The organism is Pseudoalteromonas sp. 2CM36K (assembly GCF_023161865.1).
GTDB classification, from domain to species: domain Bacteria; phylum Pseudomonadota; class Gammaproteobacteria; order Enterobacterales; family Alteromonadaceae; genus Pseudoalteromonas; species Pseudoalteromonas tetraodonis.
Genome location: NZ_JALNTK010000020.1, coordinates 43,342 through 62,978 on the forward strand (window position 1 = coordinate 43,342; position 19,637 = coordinate 62,978).

Annotated in this window: 16 protein-coding genes; 9 read left to right on the plus strand and 7 right to left on the minus strand. The window is 41.5% G+C overall.

Going from position 1 to position 19,637, the window contains the following annotated elements:
- Window positions 1-145 precede the first annotated feature (145 nt).
- Entirely contained in the window at window positions 146-364 is a 219-nt protein-coding gene (gene cspD / locus MTN97_RS13190) for a cold shock domain-containing protein CspD (protein WP_013464751.1), read from the minus strand.
- A gap of 210 nt (window positions 365-574) precedes the next feature.
- Between cspD and clpS the strand changes: the two genes are divergently transcribed.
- Both clpS and clpA read left to right on the plus strand, forming a co-directional pair.
- Window positions 575-883 (plus strand): ATP-dependent Clp protease adapter ClpS, encoded by a 309-nt coding sequence (gene clpS, locus MTN97_RS13195; protein WP_008110102.1) that lies wholly within the window; start codon window positions 575-577, stop codon window positions 881-883.
- Between the two features lie 68 nt (window positions 884-951).
- Entirely contained in the window at window positions 952-3,213 is a 2,262-nt protein-coding gene (gene clpA, locus MTN97_RS13200; protein ID WP_248474586.1) for an ATP-dependent Clp protease ATP-binding subunit ClpA, read from the plus strand.
- 467 nt (window positions 3,214-3,680) lie between these two features.
- Here clpA and infA read toward each other — a convergent pair whose 3' ends face one another.
- The 5 genes from infA to trxB form a co-directional block, all read right to left on the minus strand.
- Window positions 3,681-3,899: a translation initiation factor IF-1 gene (gene infA, locus MTN97_RS13205; RefSeq protein WP_002962494.1), complete on the minus strand. Its 219-nt coding sequence runs from the start codon at window positions 3,897-3,899 to the stop codon at window positions 3,681-3,683.
- 90 nt (window positions 3,900-3,989) lie between these two features.
- A complete protein-coding gene (locus tag MTN97_RS13210) occupies window positions 3,990-4,694 on the minus strand; it encodes an arginyltransferase (RefSeq protein WP_036982898.1) in 705 nt (234 codons plus the stop codon).
- Entirely contained in the window at window positions 4,687-5,403 is a 717-nt protein-coding gene (gene aat, locus MTN97_RS13215; RefSeq protein WP_036982897.1) for a leucyl/phenylalanyl-tRNA--protein transferase, read from the minus strand. Before aat ends, MTN97_RS13210 begins: the two co-directional genes overlap by 8 nt.
- A 182-nt stretch (window positions 5,404-5,585) precedes the next feature.
- Entirely contained in the window at window positions 5,586-8,399 is a 2,814-nt protein-coding gene (locus MTN97_RS13220) for a bifunctional aconitate hydratase 2/2-methylisocitrate dehydratase (protein WP_081762907.1), read from the minus strand.
- 294 nt (window positions 8,400-8,693) lie between these two features.
- Window positions 8,694-9,644, minus strand: a complete 951-nt coding sequence (trxB, locus tag MTN97_RS13225) for a thioredoxin-disulfide reductase (protein WP_248474587.1) — start codon at window positions 9,642-9,644, stop codon at window positions 8,694-8,696.
- 276 nt (window positions 9,645-9,920) lie between these two features.
- Here trxB and pssA point away from each other — a divergent pair, with 276 nt between their 5' ends.
- Window positions 9,921-11,246: a CDP-diacylglycerol--serine O-phosphatidyltransferase gene (gene pssA, locus MTN97_RS13230; RefSeq protein ID WP_248474588.1), complete on the plus strand. Its 1,326-nt coding sequence runs from the start codon at window positions 9,921-9,923 to the stop codon at window positions 11,244-11,246.
- A 118-nt stretch (window positions 11,247-11,364) separates the two neighbouring features.
- Here pssA and ald read toward each other — a convergent pair whose 3' ends face one another.
- Entirely contained in the window at window positions 11,365-12,486 is a 1,122-nt protein-coding gene (gene ald, locus MTN97_RS13235; protein WP_008110075.1) for an alanine dehydrogenase, read from the minus strand.
- A gap of 139 nt (window positions 12,487-12,625) precedes the next feature.
- On the opposite strand from ald, the gene lrp reads away from it, so the two are divergent.
- The 6 genes from lrp (at window position 12,626) to serS (ending at window position 19,440) form a co-directional block, all read left to right on the plus strand.
- The gene (gene lrp / locus MTN97_RS13240) at window positions 12,626-13,105 is read left to right on the plus strand and encodes a leucine-responsive transcriptional regulator Lrp (protein WP_036982893.1); all 480 of its coding nucleotides are present in this window, start codon (window positions 12,626-12,628) and stop codon (window positions 13,103-13,105) included.
- Between the two features lie 196 nt (window positions 13,106-13,301).
- Window positions 13,302-15,791 (plus strand): DNA translocase FtsK, encoded by a 2,490-nt coding sequence (locus MTN97_RS13245; RefSeq protein ID WP_076920930.1) that lies wholly within the window; start codon window positions 13,302-13,304, stop codon window positions 15,789-15,791.
- A complete protein-coding gene (gene lolA / locus MTN97_RS13250; protein ID WP_248474589.1) occupies window positions 15,791-16,417 on the plus strand; it encodes an outer membrane lipoprotein chaperone LolA in 627 nt (208 codons plus the stop codon). The genes MTN97_RS13245 and lolA overlap by 1 nt, the downstream gene beginning before the upstream one ends.
- Window positions 16,410-17,753: a replication-associated recombination protein A gene (locus tag MTN97_RS13255; RefSeq protein WP_248474590.1), complete on the plus strand. Its 1,344-nt coding sequence runs from the start codon at window positions 16,410-16,412 to the stop codon at window positions 17,751-17,753. Before lolA ends, MTN97_RS13255 begins: the two co-directional genes overlap by 8 nt.
- A complete protein-coding gene (gene crcB, locus MTN97_RS13260) occupies window positions 17,746-18,126 on the plus strand; it encodes a fluoride efflux transporter CrcB (protein WP_010389726.1) in 381 nt (126 codons plus the stop codon). The genes MTN97_RS13255 and crcB overlap by 8 nt, the downstream gene beginning before the upstream one ends.
- Window positions 18,127-18,135: 9 nt before the next feature.
- Window positions 18,136-19,440: a serine--tRNA ligase gene (serS, locus tag MTN97_RS13265; RefSeq protein ID WP_248474591.1), complete on the plus strand. Its 1,305-nt coding sequence runs from the start codon at window positions 18,136-18,138 to the stop codon at window positions 19,438-19,440.
- Window positions 19,441-19,637 lie beyond the last annotated feature (197 nt).

Sequence of the window (19,637 nt, forward strand, 5' to 3'; positions counted from 1 at the left end):
TGAAATTATTGGGGTAGATAAAATAAAATCAAGGAGTGGGGTTGAATTAACGAACAATGAAGCAATTAATATAGAAGTGGTTAGGGGTTTTAGGGAATTAAGCGAGGATCTAAACAGGTCGCTCGCTTTAGTCTCATATTTACAATCACTCTAAAATATCGCCGTTAGGGGCAATATTAGTAGCGTGTAGACCTTTAGGGCCTTGTTGTAATTCGAAGGTAACATCTTGACCAGCTTTAAGTGTCTTGTATCCGTCCATTACAATAGTGGAGTAATGAGCAAAAATGTCGTTCTCGCAACCGTCTTCTACGATGAAACCAAAACCTTTGGCGTTGTTGAACCATTTGACTTTACCACAAGCCATACTTCTACATCCTTCTATAAGTTGACTAATTTAGTTATCCTAAACTGTATTGTTTGCTAGACTGACTAAGGTTTAATCAATCACCATTTGACTGTAGTTTATTTAAGCAACCAGTCAAGTGTTTTTGGGTTATTTTTTAACATTTTATTTATTTTTTTATTCAAGTTTGCTTGAGTTACAAAGACAAGACTATATTTAATTATGAGTGGTATGAAAGATTCTGGTGTTATCGACACCGTTCGCGATAGTGAAAAGCAAAAGTTGCAGCCACCGCGAAAATATAAAGTTGTGTTAAACAACGATGATTACACGCCGATGGATTTTGTAATTGAGATCTTGATGACGTTTTTTAATATGGATAGCGATAGAGCAACTGATGTGATGCTGCAAATACATCAGCAAGGTAAGGGCATTTGTGGTGTTTACAGCGCAGATGTAGCACATACCAAGGCTGAGCAAGTTAACCGCTACTCAAGGGATAACGAGCATCCACTGCTATGTAGTTGTGAGCAGGAATAAATACCACAAAGGTGAACTTTCATCTTTGAAGTGCGGTATAAAATTATTATCTCTGTAAGGGGTTGCCAATGCTAAATAAAGACTTAGAACTAACTTTGAACACCGCGTTTCGTGAAGCGCGTACACGTCGTCATGAGTTTATGACCGTAGAGCATCTTTTATTAGCTCTACTCGATAATCCATCAGCTGGAGAAGCGCTTAATGCGTGTGGTGTTGACATTTCTGGATTAAAAACAGAGTTACTTGAATTTATTGATGAAACCACACCGGTTATTCCTGATTTAGAAGAAGAACGCGAAACTCAACCAACGCTTGGTTTTCAGCGTGTATTACAGCGCGCGGTATTTCATGTGCAATCTTCGGGAAAAAATGAAGTGACAGGTGTAAATGTACTGGTGGCTATTTTTTCTGAGCAAGAAAGCCAGGCAGTTTATTTACTTAAAAAGAATGATATTTCTCGCCTTGATATTGTTAATTTTATTTCTCATGGGATTGCTAAAGGTGATGACGAATTAGGCGATGACACTGACGATATACATGAAGAAGTGCAAGAAGTTGACAGTGAAGAAGCGAGTAAGCTCGACAGCTTCACCACTAATCTCAACATACAAGCCAAAGAGGGCAACATTGACCCGCTTGTTGGTCGTGACAGCGAAGTAGAGCGCACAGTGCAAGTGCTGTGTCGTCGTAAAAAGAACAACCCATTACTGGTTGGTGAAGCTGGCGTGGGTAAAACCGCTATTGCTGAGGGTTTAGCGTATCGAATTGTTAACGAACAAGTGCCTGAAGTTATTGCAGATGCGATTGTTTACTCATTAGATATGGGCGCTTTGCTTGCAGGTACTAAATACCGAGGCGATTTTGAAAAGCGCTTTAAAAGCTTATTAAAAGAGCTGCAAGCAAAACCGGGTTCAATTTTATTTATTGATGAAATTCATACCATTATCGGTGCAGGTGCTGCGTCGGGTGGGGTAATGGATGCCTCAAACTTAATTAAACCGCTACTTTCAAGTGGGCAATTACGTTGTATGGGTTCAACGACTTACGGTGAGTACAAAAACATTTTTGAGAAAGATCGTGCCTTGGTACGTCGCTTTCAAAAAATTGATGTGCTTGAACCTAGCGTTGAAGATACCACTAAAATTCTTAACGGCTTAAAAGAGCGTTATGAAGCACACCATGGTATTCGTTACACGCAAAAAGCGTTAAAGGCGGCAGCCGAGCTTAGCGCAAAGTATATTAATGAACGTCACTTACCTGATAAAGCGATTGATGTTATTGATGAAGCGGGCGCAAACCAACGTTTGTTACCTACCTCTAAGCGTAAAAAAACGATTGGTGTATCTGATATTGAGATGATTGTGTCTAAAATGGCGCGCATTCCACCACAAAATGTGTCGTCTTCTGATAAAGAAACGCTGAAAAACTTAGACCGTAATTTAAAAATGTTGGTGTTTGGACAAGATCAATCAATTGATGCATTAACTTCTGCTATTCGCTTATCGCGCTCAGGTTTAGCAAACGAGAACAAACCGGTTGGTTCGTTCTTATTTGCAGGCCCAACAGGGGTCGGTAAAACAGAGGTTACCAAGCAATTAGCTAAATGCATGGGTGTTGAGTTTATTCGTTTTGATATGTCTGAATACGTTGAGCGCCATGCGGTGAGCCGTTTAATCGGTGCGCCTCCGGGTTATGTAGGTTTTGAACAAGGCGGCTTATTAACAGAAGCGGTTATAAAAAATCCACATGCAGTGGTATTGCTGGATGAAATTGAAAAAGCCCATCCTGATATCTACAACATTTTATTACAAGTTATGGATCACGGTACGCTAACAGATAATAACGGCCGAAAAGCTGACTTTAGAAACGTCGTCGTGGTGATGACCACCAATGCCGGCGTACAAGAAACTACACGTAAGTCGATTGGTTTTAGTGAGCAAGATCATACACACGATGCAATGGGTGAAATTAACAAAGTATTTTCACCTGAATTTAGAAACCGCTTAGATAACATTATTTGGTTTAATCACCTCGAGAAAGAGGTTATTTTGCAAGTGGTTGATAAATTTGTTGTGGAGCTTCAAGCGCAACTGGATAAGAAGTCAGTTAATCTTGAGCTTACCTCTAAAGCACGTGAATGGTTGGCTGACAAAGGCTATGACAAAGCAATGGGCGCACGCCCTATGGCACGTGTTATTCAGGAAGACCTTAAAAAGCAATTAGCAAACGAAATACTGTTTGGTGAGCTAATTTCTGGCGGTACGGTAAAAGTATCGGTTAAAGATAAAAAACTACGTTTTGATTACGAGAGTGACTTAACGCCAGCCTAACCTAAAAGGTTAGCGATTTTAAAAAGCCTGCTTTGTGCAGGCTTTTTTTATTTGCCAAAGAAATAGGCAACAAAAAACCCAGCAAAGGCTGGGTTTTTTGTTTATTAAATGTAATTACTGGCTACTAGGGTCTGTTGACCTTTCAAGGTTAAATTTGCAGCAGTCTGTTTGGTATTTAGGCAAGGCAGAGCCTATGTGGTGTGGTTATTCCCCATAAATAGGCGATAACGCAGCATCAATGCCAAACAGGCGCTGCCCGAAGGGTTCTGCCTAGGGGCGATTTACTCTTTGTTGCTCGGTTTTTACTTAGCCCACTAGGTTACAAACCTCGCGCCGCGATTAAACCGCCCTTAGTTTGAACGAATTTTAATCCGCAAAGGTCAACAGACCCTAGCATTAATTACATTTAATAAACGCTTAAAGCTAGTTTGCACTAGCCAAAAACTAAATCTCGTTTACGCACTTACTTAGCGAGCACGGAATACGATACGACCTTTCGATAAATCGTAAGGAGTCATTTCTACCGTTACTTTATCGCCGGTTAAAATACGGATATAGTTTTTGCGCATTTTACCTGAAATATGAGCCACAACTACGTGACCATTTTCTAGCTCAACTCGGAACATTGTATTTGGTAAAGTATCAAGGACTGTCCCTTGCATTTCGATTACGTCTTCTTTCGCCATGTTTAGCGTAACACCTCTTTAATAGTTAAACGCTGCAGATTTTGCCCAAAATACGCCAATAAGTAAAGGCGCAGGGGCTATTTTTGTAAATTAAATAGCCAGCCACTGGTCATTGCACTGTTTTTGAGCAGGTAAAAACTGCGTTTTATAGTTCATTTTGTCGCATTCATCTATTTGATAGCCTAAATAAACAAACTGTTTGCGCTGCTGTTTAGCAAATTTAAGCTGCTGTAATATCATTACAGTGCCTAAACTAAAGTGTTCGTAGTCAGGGTCAAAAAATGTATAAATGGCCGAAATAGCGTTGTCCATACAATCAGTTACAGCAACAGCTACTAAGTTTTCTTGATCCCAAAGCTCAATAAAAGTAATGGTTAACCAACTACAAAACAAAAAGCTTTGAAATTGTGATTTATCAGGCGGATACATACTACCGTCTTGGTGGCGCAAGCTAATGTATTTACTGTAAAGTGGATAGTATTGTTCGCGTTCAACTTGAGAATATTTTACCTCAAAGCGGTTTTTTGCTTTGTTAAGTTTACGTTTTTGCGATTTTGTCGGTATAAACTTATCAGCTAAAACGCGCACAGAACTACACGCGCTGCAAATAGGGCAGTGCGGACGGTAAATTTGGTTACCGCTGCGACGAAAGCCTAATGCTAATAATGACTCAAACTTATTGCTGCTGTAACAACTTGGATCGAGTATCACCAGCAATTGCTCTTGGCGATCAGGTAAATAACTGCACTCAAATGGTTGGCTTAGGCCAATACGAGCCGGAAGTTGTTCATTCATATATCGCGATTAGCTCCTGTGGCTGCCACATACTGGCAGCTGGGGTGTAACACTGTGCTTTATTAAGTTTAGTTAAAAATTCTTCACGTGGAATCACGCTGGCACCTAACGACATTAAATAAGGATTTTCTAATTGGCAATCAATAAAATGCGCATTGTGGCGTTTAAGCCAATTAACCAGCGCCCACATAGCCAGTTTGGAACAATTTGTTTGATGATGAAACATTGATTCACCACAAAAAACACCTGTTTGCATGATGCCATATAAGCCACCTGCAAGCTCTCCCTCGCGCCAAACCTCTAAACTATGAGCTAGGCCATTGTGATGGGCATTAATGTACGCCTGTTGCATTTGCAAAGTGATCCAGGTGCCATCGGTATCAATGCGTTGATCGCGACATGCTTCTATCACTTCTTCAAAGGCATGGTTTATGGTTACGGTGACCGGGTGTTTTTTTAAATGCTTACGTAGACTTTTACTAACATGAAAGTCATTGAGCTCAACAATACCGCGTTCACTAGGCGACCACCACATAATTGGCTCGTGTTCACTAAACCACGGAAAAATACCTTGGCTGTAGGCATTTTTTAATCGCGATACTGATAAGCATCCACCAATGGCAAGTAAACCATCGGGATCATCTAATGCATGGTTGGGATCAGGAAAAGCAAAGTGGCTTTGAGCGAGTTGATAGAGTTGTTTAGTCATAACACCGATTGAATAACTGCATGGTCAAGATAAAGTGTAACCTGTTGCTTTAAAATCACAAACTACAAATTATTGTGTCACTACATAGGATTTACTTTCTAAGCGCTATTTTTGTTAGGCAAAAAAAAGCGCGTTTAAAACGCGCTTTTAATTATTAGCTTAAAAAGTGCTAACTAATCGAATTAGCTAACCACCTTTACTGGTACTGCTTGTCCAGCGTTGAACTTAGTTGTCATTGCTTCTTCAACAGGTGTAAACGAGGTAAGGTCAATGCCTTCAACCGCAGACTTATACTCTTCGATAGTCGGGAAACGACCAAGTACAGTAGAAAGTACTACAACCGGCGTAGAACCTAGTAGTGACTCACCTTTTTTCTCAGATGTATCGGCTACTACACGGCCTTGGAACAGACGAGTTGATGTTGCGATAACAGTGTCACCAGGTTCTGCTTTTTCTTGGTTACCCATACATAAGTTACAACCAGGGCGTTCTAGGTATAGGATATTTTCATACTTAGTACGTGCCGCTGTTTTTGGTTTTTCATCGTCAAATTCAAAACCAGCGTATTTAGCAAGAATATCCCAGTCGCCTTCCGCTTTAAGCTCATCAACAATGTTGTATGTTGGTGGCGCAACAACTAATGGTGCTTTGAATGTGATAGAACCGTTTTTCTTTTCAAGGTTACGTAGCATGTGAGCAATAATTTTCATATCGCCTTTGTGAACCATACACGAACCAACGAAACCTAAATCAACAGGTTTGTCGTTGTAAAAAGAAACAGGGCGGATCACATCGTGAGTATAACGTTTAGAAACATCATCGTTGTTCACGTCTGGATCGGCAATCATTGGCTCAACGATTTGGTCCAAATCAACCACAACTTCTGCGTGGTATTTAGCGTTGTCGTCTGGAGAAAGTGCTGGCTCTTCACCAGATTGAATACCTGCAATACGCTTGTCAGCTAAGTCGATTAGACCTTGTAGCGTTTGCGCTTCGTTATCCATACCTTTGTTGATCATGATTTGGATACGTGATTTAGCAAGTTCAATTGACTTAATTAGCGTTTCATCATTTGAAATACAGATTGACGCTTTTGCTTTCATTTCTGCAGTCCAGTCAGTGAAAGTAAACGCTTGGTCAGCCATTAGGGTACCAATATGAACTTCAATGATACGACCTTGGAACACGTTTTCGCCGCCAAATTGCTTAAGCATTTGCGCTTGCGTTGCATGAACAACATCGCGGAAATCCATGTGCTTAGCCATTTTGCCTTTAAACGTCACTTTAACTGAATCAGGAATCGGCATCGCTGATTCACCGGTTGCAAGTGCAACAGCAACGGTGCCTGAATCGGCACCAAAGGCAACGCCTTTAGACATACGTGTATGCGAGTCACCACCGATGATGATAGCGCGATCATCAATGGTAATGTCGTTCAATACTTTGTGAATAACGTCAGTCATTGCATGGTAAACGCCTTTCGGGTCACGTGCAGTGATCAAACCAAACTTATTCATAAACGCCATTAGTTTAGGAATGTTAGCTTGTGCTTTGCTATCCCATACTGATGCTGTATGACAACCAGACTGATAAGCACCATCAACAAGTGGTGAAATCGTTGAAGCAGCCATCGCTTCTAATTCTTGTGCTGTCATTGGACCGGTTGTATCTTGCGAACCAACGATGTTCACTTTAACACGAACATTTGAGCCTGCGTGAAGTGGCGTATCTGATAGAACACCTACCGCATTACGGTTAAAGATTTTTTCAACCGCTGTTAAGCCTTGGCCTTCATGTGAAATTTCTTTTGAAGGTGCATACACAAGAGGAGTTTCAATACCCAGCGTTTCAGCAGCAAACGTTTGTAGTTTTTTACCAAATACAACAGCGTAAGAACCACCAGCTTTCATGAATTCAACTTTTTGCGGTGTGAACGCTGATGATACATCAACCAGTTCTTTATCGCCGTTATAAAGCTTTTTCTCTTTTGTATTGATTGTTAATACAGTACCTGTGGCAACTGAATAAGCTTCTTCAAGCACTGCATCGCCATTTTCATCAGTTACAGTATTGCCTTCTGCATCTACTTTCTTAACCCAGTTTTTAAGGTCAAGACCAATACCGCCGGTTACATCAACCGTCGTTAAGAAGATTGGAGCGATACCATTAGTACCTGCAACAACAGGTGCAATGTTGATGAAAGGAACGTATGGGCTTGCTTGTTTACCCGCCCAAAGTGCAACGTTATTTACACCAGACATACGAGATGAACCAACGCCCATTGTGCCTTTTTCAGCAATAAGCATTACTTTAGCATTAGGGTGTTTCTTTTGAAGTTCAACGATTTCTTGTTGTGCTTCTTCAGTGATCATACACTTACCGTGTAATTCACGGTCAGCACGTGAGTGTGCTTGGTTACCTGGAGACAGTAAATCAGTTGAGATGTCGCCTTCACCAGCAATGTAAGTTACAACTTCGATTTTTTCTTCGATGTCAGGTAGTTTTGTAAAGAATTCAGCTTTTGAGAAACTCTCTAGTAATTCTTTAGCAATTGCATTGCCTGCTTCGTAGGCCGCTTTAATACGCTCCATATCAGCATCGTATAAGAATACCTGAGTTTTAAGTACTTCAGCCGCTTGTGCTGCGATTGCTGCGTCATCACCAAATGCTAAATCAATTAGCATTTCAATTGACGGGCCGCCTTTCATGTGTGAAAGCAGTTCAAATGCAAATTCTGGAGTGATTTCTGCAACGTGCTCTTCACCTAAAATGATTTCTTTTAGAAACTGTGCTTTAACGCTCGCAGCACTGGTTGTTCCAGGTAAAGTATTATAAATAAAGAAATGCAGTGAATCTTTACGGTGCTCGTTATTAGTATCTTTAATTTGATTAATTATTTCTGATACTAGTTCAGCGCTATCGATTGGTTGTGGGCTTAATCCAAGCTCCGTTTTACGGGTTTGGATTTCTTCCATATATTTTGTATACAAACTCATAGAAAACTCTCGGTAATTTACTTGATATGAAGTTAAGCATTTTAACTGATTTTACAGTCTCTAGTAATGCCTAAATGAATAAAGCTTTTATTCCTGACGATAATTATAGCTAGTTTTACTTTTATAATTTGACGGTATTCGTTGCTCACCCTTAGATCCTATCGCACCTAAGCCATTAATTGTATAAATAAAACTAATTTCAATTATAAATACAATGAATTTTGGTGTGTGTACAGTTATGTTTGGGCACAAAAAAGGGCTGAAAATTCAGCCCCAAAAGTATGCTATGTATGCTTATAGGTTATCTAAAAAGCGTTCTGCATCAAGTGCAGCCATACAGCCAGTACCGGCAGAGGTAATCGCCTGACGGTAAATATGATCAGACACATCACCAGCAGCAAATACACCTGGCACACTGGTTTGGGTTGCATTACCGTTAAGACCAGATTCAACCACTAGGTAGCCGTCTTTCATTTCTAGCTGACCTTCAAACATATCGGTGTTTGGCTTATGGCCAATGGCAATAAACACACCCGCTAAATCAAATTCTTCAGTAGCATCTGACGCCACATCTTTAATGCGAACGCCGGTCACACCCATTTGGTCACCAAGTACTTCATCAAGTGTACGGTTGTAGTGCATTACAACATTACCGTTCGCAGCTTTTTCAGCAAGGCGGTCAGCAAGAATTTTTTCACTACGGAAACTGTCACGACGGTGAATAACATGAACTTCATCAGCAATGTTAGACAGGTATAACGCTTCTTCAACGGCTGTGTTACCACCACCAACAACCGCTACTTTTTGACCTTTATAGAAAAAGCCGTCACAGGTTGCACAAGCAGAAACACCGCGGCCTTGGAAATTAGTCTCAGACTCTAAGCCTAAATATTTCGCAGAGGCACCGGTTGCAATAATTAAAGCATCACATGTGTAAGTACCTTGGTCACCGGTTAGTGTGAAAGGGCGCTTAGATACGTCAACTTTGTTGATGTGGTCGAACACAATTTCAGTTTCAAAGCGTTCTGCATGCTCTTTCATACGATCCATTAATGCAGGGCCGGTTAAACCGTGTGCATCACCAGGCCAGTTTTCAACTTCAGTGGTGGTCGTTAGCTGGCCACCTTGTTGAATACCTGTAATTAAAACAGGGTTTAAATTAGCACGTGCAGCGTAAACTGCGGCTGTGTAGCCAGCAGGGCCCGAACCTAAAATAAGTAACTTACAATGTTTTGCTTCAGTCATGATCTTTTCCTAAACGTTTAATACGGTTTTAATGCGCCCGATTCTAAGAAAAACAAGCAGGAAGTAAATAAAAGATGAGATTATTTTTTTTCGCAAATTACAAAGCTGTTCATTAATGTGTACTAGTAAATGCATTAAAGCCAGCGCCCGCCTAATAAATAGACTGTTAGCCAATAAAACGACGTTAATTCATGACCAGCCTGATTTTTTTTGTTATCTTTTAACTAATTTTGATTTGTCACTGCTTAATTATGTGACCTAAGTGAATAGGCAACTATGTTATTTTGGCAAGAGAAACCCGCATTTGGGTTGACTTCAAAAGACGTTAACGTCTTAACCAATGCGCAAGAATACCGTACGCAATTGTTAGATTTAATTGCCAACGCAAAAAAACGAATTTATATCACCACACTTTACTTACAAGATGATGAAGCGGGTCGTGAAATATTAGCCGCACTACACAGTGCATCGTTAGCTAACCCTTCGCTTGAAATTAAAGTACTGGTTGATTTTCATCGCGCACAGCGCGGTTTAATTGGTGCAGAAAAGTCTGAGGGCAATGCAAGCTTATATTGCGACAGCTTAGAGAAGTTTAATTCAAACGTTCAAGTGTATGGTGTTCCCGTAAAGGCAAAAGAACTGTTTGGGGTATTGCATTTAAAAGGCTTTGTTATAGACGATACATTGCTCTACAGCGGTGCCAGTTTAAATAATGTGTATTTGCAATATAGCGACCGATACCGACTCGATCGCTACTTTTTAATCTTGCAAAGCGAATTATGTGACTCAGTAGTCGATTTTATTGAATCAACTTTATTAAGCTCTGAAGCGGTACCAAGAATAGATCAACGACCGCTTAAATGCATGGCTGACTTTAAACTTGAACAAAAGCAACTTATGCGTGAGCTTAAATCGGCAAGCTATAAAAGTGCGCAGCACTTGAATACTCATGCAATGGGTATTCGTTTATTTTTAGGATTAGGCCGTCGTAATAATGAGCTTAATCGCTTAATTAAAGCGTTATTTGATACCACCGAGCAAGAGCTGGTGTTATACACGCCGTATTTTAATTTTCCGGCGCCATTAATGCGCTCTTTACGCAGGTTATTAAAGCAAGGTAAACAAGTTACTATTGTGGTGGGTGATAAAACCGCAAACGATTTTTATCTGCCACCTAGCGAGCCATTTAGTAAAATTGGTGCACTGCCGTATTTATACGAAACTATTTTGCACAAGTTTGTAAAATCGCAAAAACGCCACATAGATAATGGCAACCTAAACGTATACCTTTGGAAACACGAGAGTAACTCGTTCCATCTAAAAGGGATTTGCTGCGACCGTAAAGTGCATTTACTTAGCGGGCATAACCTAAATCCGCGCGCGTGGGGGCTGGATATCGAAAATGGCATTCTGATAGAAGATCCTGAACAATCTATCATGCGCGATATTGATAATGAACGCCAAGAAATTTTAAAGCATTGTCGTCGTTTAACCGGCCCAGATGATCTAGAAACCATGGACGATTACCCACAGCCAGTGAAAAAACTGCTTGGTCAAGCTAAGCGCGTAAAAGTCGACTTTATTATTAAACGATTTATATAACATTAGGGTCTGTTAACCATAGACCCTAAAATTTAGATACAAAAAAAGCAGCTAATTAGCTGCTTTTTTAATGCTTATACCTAAATTATGGCTTAGGTATAAGCGGTAACAATAATAGTTACGCGTTTTCTACTGCAGTGCGTGGGTCAACATATTCCATATTGAACGCTTCAGCTACTTCTTTGTAAGTTACTTGGCCTTTAATTACGTTTAAGCCTTTTAAGAAGTGAGCGTCATCTAGTAGTGCCTTTTTGTAACCTTTGTTTGCAAGGTTAATAATGAACGGCAATGTTGCATTGTTAAGTGCAAACGTAGATGTACGTGGAACAGCACCTGGCATGTTAGCAACACAGTAGTGAACAACTTCATCAACGATGAAAGTAGGATCAGCGTGCGTAGTTGCTTTAGACGTAGCAATACAACCACCTTGGTCAATGGCAACATCAACAATTGCAGCACCTGGCTTCATTGCTTTAATGTGTTCAGCAGTCACTAGCTTAGGTGCAGCAGCACCCGGGATAAGTACGCCACCAATTACTAAATCAGCTTCAAGTACGTGCTTTTCAAGCGCGTCAGCTGTTGAATAAATAGCTTTAACTTTATTACCAAACTGTGCGTCTAGTGCACGTAATACGTCGATGTTACGGTCAAGTACAACAACCTCAGCACCTAGGCCAACGGCCATTTGTGCAGCGCTTCGACCAACCATGCCGCCGCCAATAACAACTACTTTAGCTGGCTCAACACCTGGTACACCACCTAGCAACATACCACGACCGTGGTTTGCTTTTTCTAGCGCTTGTGCACCTGCTTGAATAGACATACGGCCAGCAACTTCACTCATTGGCGCTAGAAGTGGTAAACCACCGCGTGAATCAGTCACAGTTTCATAAGCAATACAGATTGCTTTACTTTTAACAAGGTCTTCAGTTTGTGGAAGATCAGGTGCAAGATGAAGGTAAGTGAAAAGAATTTGGTCTTCACGTAACATTGCACGCTCAACAGCTTGTGGCTCTTTTACCTTGATGATCATTTCTGCTTTTGCAAAAACATCAGCAGCTGTTTCTAAAATTTCAGCGCCTGCTTGAACATAATCATCATTTGTAAAACCAATGCCCATACCAGCGTTAGTTTCAACAATCACTTGGTGGCCGTGATTTACAAGTTCGCGAACACTCGCAGGAACCATACCTACACGGTACTCATGGTTTTTAATTTCTTTAGGTACACCAATAATCATAATTTTGCCTTGTTAGAACGGGATAAAAATTTTTCACTATTATATTCATGCTAGGGTAGTGTGTCTCACCTTTTTTTAAGCTCTTTGCAGTGTTAGTATCTGTAAAATTAATTTTATTAGAATAAAAAACTAAAAAGCCATGCATAACTTATTAGACCGTATTGATCGCAAAATTTTAGTCGAATTACAACTTGATGGCCGCCTGTCAAATGTTGAACTGGCCCGACGAGTTGGCCTAAGCGCCACGCCCTGTTTAGAGCGAGTGAAAAAGCTCGAACGAGAAGGGTATATTTTAGGCTACAAAGCAGTGGTTGATCCCGCCAAGCTTGGTCAAGGGCTTTCTGTGTATGTAGAAGTAACCATTACCAAAACATCGCCCGACGTATTTGAAGAGTTTAGTGCTGCTGTTAGAAAGCACAAAGAAATTATAGAATGTCATTTGGTTTCGGGTAATTTCGACTTTTTATTAAAAACCCGAGTTAACGATATGTCAGAATATCGCGGCGTGCTCGGTGATATACTATTAAAGCTGCCCAATGTGAGTGAAAGCCGCACCTATGTAGTCATGGAAGAAGTAAAGGGTGAAGAGGGCGTGGTGATCCGTCCTTTTGTTGCTTAATGATAGAGTAACAGCCTTTAAAATACTTTTATTGTTGCAGTCAATTTTGCTTGGCTTGGAAAAAGCCGATTAAATAATAAAAACTTGTTCATAATCAGGCCATCATGGTTAAGATAGAGTGCATCAAAATACATTTCCTGCTAAGGTATTCTATTGCCAAGTGAGTGTAAAAAATAATAATGAGGGATAGGTAATTATGCGCCTAAACGGTGTGCAAAGACTATTAGAAGCGGGGCTGATCGTCAGCACCTTTGCAGCGGTATTTATTTTATGTGCTTTAATTAGTTTTCATCCTGCCGATCCTGCTTGGTCGCAAACGGGTGAATTTACCAACGTACAAAATATAACGGGTACAGCGGGCGCGTGGGTGGCCGACATACTATTACTTACCTTTGGCTGGCTTGCCTATTTTGTGCCAGCGGCTATTCAGCTGCTAGGTTACTTGGTGTTTAAGCAGCCACACCGTATTTTACAACTCGATTACACCACACTTGGATTACGCATTATTGGTTTTGCGCTGTTTATTACCTCAGCAACTGCTATTAGCAGTATTAATTTTGATGATATTTATAATTTTTCATCCGGTGGGGTAGTGGGCGATGTGATTGCATCAGCCATGATGCCAGCGTTTAATTTTACCGGTACCTCTATTTTACTACTGTGTTTCTTTTTTGCAGGGCTAACGCTATTAACGGGTGTGTCGTGGGTACAATTTGTTGATTACTTGGGTGATTTAATTGTTCGATTATACCGCTTTTTGGTGACCTATGCCCGTGGTTGGATGCAACGCGAACGCACTGCAGGTAAAGTACAAGACGAGCAACCTGATGCCTATTTTGAAAACGATACACGCCAACAAGAACCTGAGCTTGCTAATAAAGTAGCAGACAAACCAAAAGCAATTGATAAACCAGCAACTAAGGTTAATGCCCCTCAAGACGACGAATTTATGCCGTTTGACGAACTTGACCAAATACTCGATCAAGAAATTAGCTTTAGCGCCATAGACGATGAACCGATGGACACAGAAGCAGCACTTAACGCGCTGGATCAAAGCCCTGTGGTTGAACCTGAAAAACCAGCAACAACCGTGGTTTCACCAGCAAGGCCAATTAACAAGCCAAAATCAGGGTTTCAACCGCCGCCAACTGCAAAAGAAAAGTTTGAGCAATTATTAGAGCAAGAGCCACCTCCGGGGCCATTGCCATCACTTGATTTACTCGACAGACCCGACAAAGCAAAAAACCCCATTTCGCAAGAAGAGCTCGATAGCGTATCACGCCTTGTAGAAACAAAATTACTTGATTTTAACGTACAAGCAACCGTGGTTGGAGTATATCCAGGCCCTGTTGTTACCCGTTTTGAGCTTGATTTAGCACCGGGTATTAAGGTGTCTAAAATTACTGGGCTGTCAAAAGATTTAGCGCGCTCACTTTCGGCAATTAGTGTGCGCGTGGTAGAAGTTATTCCGGGTAAAACCTATATAGGTATTGAGCTGCCTAATAAATACCGTGAAATTGTACGTTTATCAGAAGTTATAAACGCGCCTAAGTTTGAGCAAAACCCATCGCCGTTAACCATGGTGCTAGGTAAAGATATTGCAGGGCAACCTGTGTGTGCCGACTTAGGTAAAATGCCACATTTATTAGTGGCCGGTACAACCGGTTCAGGTAAGTCAGTGGGCGTTAATGTAATGATATTAAGCTTACTGTATAAATCGGGCCCTGAAGATGTTCGCATGATCATGATTGACCCGAAAATGCTTGAACTTTCTGTTTACGAAGGCATTCCGCATTTGTTATGTGAAGTTGTGACCGACATGAAAGAAGCGGCTAATGCGCTGCGTTGGTGTGTAGGTGAAATGGAACGCCGTTATAAGCTGATGTCGGCTTTAGGGGTACGTAACTTAAAAGGTTACAATCAAAAAGTAATGGAAGCCAAAGAAGCGGGCTACCCAATTATGGATCCATTATTTAAAGATACCGATGGCATGAAAGACGGCCCAGATGAGCTAGATAAATTACCTAGCATAGTGGTGGTGATTGACGAATTTGCCGACATGATGATGATTGTAGGTAAAAAAGTTGAAGAGTTAATTGCTCGTATTGCGCAAAAAGCGCGTGCTGCGGGTATTCACTTAATATTGGCAACGCAGCGTCCGTCGGTTGATGTAATAACCGGTTTAATTAAAGCGAATATACCTACACGTATGGCGTTTCAGGTATCAAGTAAAATAGACTCGCGCACCATACTGGATCAACAAGGCGCAGAGAATTTATTAGGCATGGGTGACATGCTTTATTTACCGCCAGGCACCAGTGTGCCAGAGCGTGTGCATGGCGCGTTTGTAGACGACCATGAAGTACATGCCGTGGTAAACGATTGGAAAGCTCGTGCTAAACCAAATTACATAGATGAAATTTTAAATGGCGATGCCACTGAAGATATTTTATTACCAGGGGAAGCAAGCGAAAATGGCGATGAAGAGTCAGATCCGTTATACGACGAAGCGGTCGCCTTTGTAATAGAAACCGGTAAAGTGTCGGTATCATCAGTACAACGTAAATTACGTGTAGGCTATAACCGTGCTGCACGATTAGTAGAACAAATGGAAACATCAGGTATCGTGAGTGCACCAGGACATAACGGCGCGCGCGATGTATTAGTACCTAATGGAGCAAATTAATGAAAAAATTAAGTAGTTTATTATTAGTGCTTGGTAGTTTAGTGGCGATGCCAAGCTTTGCTGACGACAGCCAAGCATTACAAGATAAGTTATCGACTTTAAGAAGCTTTAAAGCACAATTTAAACAAAACGTAACCGACGGTGAAGGCCAACTGGTAATGCAAGGCCAAGGTAATATTGCGTTGCAACAGCCATTAATGATCCGCTGGCAGCAAACTAACCCAGACGACACTTTATTTGTATCAAACGGTGATAAAACCTATTACTTTGATAGCTTTGCTGAGCAAGTAACCATTATGAAAACCAGCGGTTTAATTGACTCAACGCCGTTTATATTGCTCACCTCTAAAGACCCAGCGCAATGGGAAAAATACAGCGTGATCGCTACCGATTTAGGCTTTAGCATTACCCCAAACAAAGGGGTAGAAAGCCAAGTAGAGCAGCTTGATATTACTTTTGCTGATAACGAGCAAGGGCTTGCAAAACTGGTAGTTAAAGATAATTCAGGCCAGCTGTCTGCGTTTACATTTAGCAATGCACAGGTTAATACTGAGCTTGATAAAACAACTTTTGAATTTACCCCGCCAGCGGGTGTAGAAATAGACGATCAGAGTAACGGTGAGTAATTTAGGATTTAACTTTGGGCCCGATGTGCGCCCACTCGCTGCGCGTATGCGTCCTTTATCGCTTAACGATTACATAGGGCAGCAACATTTACTCAGCGCTGATAAACCCCTTCATCAAGCGATAGTAGCAGGGCGCTGCCATAGTTTAATTTTATGGGGGCCGCCGGGGGTAGGTAAAACTACGCTGGCGCAAATTATTGCCAACCATGCAGACGCTGAACTAATTCAAATGTCGGCAGTAACCGCTGGCGTAAAAGATATTCGCGATAGCGTAACCCAAGCTCGCGATAACTTACAAAGCCGTGGTCAGCGCACTTTGATGTTTGTTGACGAGGTACACCGCTTTAATAAATCTCAGCAAGACGCGTTTTTACCCCACATTGAAGATGGCACTTTTATATTTGTAGGCGCCACCACCGAAAACCCCTCGTTTGCGCTTAATAATGCGATTTTGTCTCGTGCAAGGGTGTATGTTTTAAAATCCTTGCAGGAAAGCGATTTATACACAGTAATAGAGCGCGCACTCAAACAAGACGAACAACTTAGCCAAAAGCAAATCGTGATTGCAGATAACGCTAAACAAGCGCTGTGCCAAGCAAGCGGTGGCGATGCTCGTAAAGTGCTTAATTTACTCGAGCAAGCAGTGGATTTAACCACTGAGCAAAACGGCCAATTTCATGTTGACGAACAGGTACTCAGCCAAGTACTGCCTACGCATTTAGCTAAATACGATAAAGGCGGCGATGAATTTTACGATTTAATTTCGGCGTTTCATAAATCAGTGCGAGGCAGTTCGCCAGATGGTGCGCTTTACTGGTACTGCCGTATTTTAGCCGGTGGCGGCGACCCGCTTTATGTTGCAAGGCGCTTATTAGCAATTGCTACAGAAGACATTGGCAACGCCGATCCGCGCGCTATGGAAGTGGCTTTAAACGCATGGGATATATTCCAACGTGTTGGCCCAAGCGAAGGTGAGCGCGCTATTGCACAGGCCACTTTGTACTTGGCTAGTGCACCTAAAAGTAATGCGGTTTATATGGCGTTTAATCAAGCTAAACAAGACGCTAAAAACGAGCCAAGCTACCCCGTACCAGAGCATTTACGAAACGCCCCCACCAACTTAATGAAAGACTTAGGCTATGGTGCAGAGTATCGTTATGCGCATAACGAAGAAGGCGCATTTGCTGCTGGTGAAAAATACCTACCGCCAGAAATGGATGGCAAACAATACTACCAGCCAAGTGATCGTGGACTTGAGCAAAAAATTAAACAAAAGCTCGATTATTTAAAAGAGCGCGACGCACAAAGCCCAATAAAACGTTATGAGCATGATTAAACTTTACATGATGATAGCCCTTGGCGGAGCGTCAGGAGCCTGTTTACGGTTTTTTATTAGCGAAACCATGCTAAAACTCCTCGGTAGGGGATTCCCTTTTGGCACGTTGACGGTTAATATTCTGGGTTCATTGTTGATGGGCATTTTATACGGTTTAATAGATAAACAAGTTATTGCCGTCAGTCCTGCTAAAACCCTCATCGGAATTGGCTTTTTAGGTGCGTTAACCACCTTTTCAACATTCTCAATGGATTCGTTGTTGTTATTACAACAAGGTCACTTTATTAAAATGGCCCTCAATATCATCTTAAACGTGATGGTGTGTATTTTTATGGCTTGGCTGGGCCTTCAGCTAGTAATGCAAAAAGGTTAAAAAACTAACATGTTAGATTCTAAATATTTACGTCAAGATGTCGAACAAACTGCAGCACGTTTAGCCGCACGTGGTTATGAACTAGATGTAGCGGTAGTGACTGAACTTGAAGAAAAACGCAAAACATTACAAGTAAAAACGCAAGAACTTCAAAGTCAACGTAACGCCAGTGCTAAAGCCATTGGTCAGGCAAAAGCAAAAGGCGAAGACGCACAACCATTGCTAGACGCAGTTGCTAACTTAGGCAGCGAGTTAGACGCGGCTAAAGCTGAGCAAGACGAAGTGTTAGAAGCAATTAAACAAATTGCCTTAGCAATTCCAAACTTACCGGACGAGTCGGTACCAGAAGGCGCTGACGAAGACGACAACGTAGAAATTTTAACTTGGGGCACCCCTAAAAAGTACGATTTTGAAGTTAAAGACCACGTTGACGTAGGGCAAGACCTAAATGGCCTAGACTTTGAAATGGGCGTTAAAATTAGTGGCGCACGTTTTACCGTAATGCGCGGCCAAGTAGCACGTATGCACCGTGCACTTACCCAATACATGCTAGACACCCACATAGATAAAAACGGCTACACAGAAATGTATGTACCGTACTTAGTTAATAGCGCAAGCCTATACGGTACGAGCCAATTACCTAAGTTTGCGGGCGATTTATTCCACACGTTAGGCCTAGTGAACGATGATGGCGAGCAGCAAGCTGGTTTTAGCCTTATTCCTACGGCAGAAGTACCGCTTACAAACAGCGCACGTGATGAAATTTACGAAGAGAGCGATTTACCTATTCGCCTAACAGCGCACACGCCGTGTTTTAGAAGTGAAGCAGGCAGCTACGGTCGCGATACACGCGGTTTAATCCGTCAGCACCAGTTTGATAAAGTAGAGCTAGTACAACTTGTAAAACCAGAAGATTCAATGCAAGCACTCGAAGAGCTAACAGGTCACGCAGAGCAAATTTTACAAGCGCTTGAATTGCCATACCGCAAAGTAATTTTATGTATGGGCGACATGGGCTTTGGCGCAGCAAAAACATACGATTTAGAAGTATGGTTACCAGCACAAGACACCTATCGCGAAATTTCATCATGTTCAAACATGGTTGATTTCCAAGCACGTCGTATGCAAGCACGTTTTCGTCGTGAAGGCGCTAAAAAACCAGAGCTTTTACACACACTAAACGGCTCAGGTTTAGCGGTTGGCCGTACACTTGTAGCAATACTAGAAAACTACCAACAAGCCGACGGTTCAGTAGTCGTGCCAGAAGTATTACGCCCATACATGGGTGGACTTGAAGTGATTGGTAAAGCTTAAAGTACTAGCTGTAAGCTGTAAGCTGTCAGTTTTTAGCTATAAGCTTTAGAAAGCCGCTGTTTTAACGAACAGCGGCTTTTTTGTGGGTTCAGGAAAAAGGTGAAAGGGAAAAGGTTCAAGGCGAAAGTAAAAGTCTAAATTACGCTATTTGTCAGTAAAAATAATAAACCTGCCTCTATTGTTTATTTGCACAACAC